Annotated in this window: 1 protein-coding gene; it reads left to right on the forward strand. The window is 57.7% G+C overall.

All coding sequences use genetic code 11. From position 1 onward, the window contains the following. Nucleotides 1–241 (forward strand): 2OG-Fe(II) oxygenase (locus SB751_RS34715; protein WP_410749577.1); only part of this gene is annotated, 241 nt, incomplete at both ends.

Raw genomic sequence — 241 nt, forward strand, 5'->3', positions numbered from 1 at the left:
CTGCCGAAGCGTATTTATCCGCCGCTGTTCAACAGTTATGGAATTGGAGAATCATTCGGATTCCATATCGATAACGCAGTGCGCAGTATACGCGCGTCACGTGAGCGGGTGCGAACCGATCTGTCCGCCACGTTGTTTCTCGCCGATCCGGCGAGCTACGATGGCGGCGAACTCGTGATTCGCGACACCTATGGCGAGCAGCGCGTGAAGCTGCCCGCAGGGCACATGATCCTGTATCCGG

The organism is Cupriavidus sp. SIMBA_020 (assembly GCF_046535395.1).
Taxonomy (GTDB): Bacteria; Pseudomonadota; Gammaproteobacteria; order Burkholderiales; family Burkholderiaceae; genus Cupriavidus; species Cupriavidus campinensis.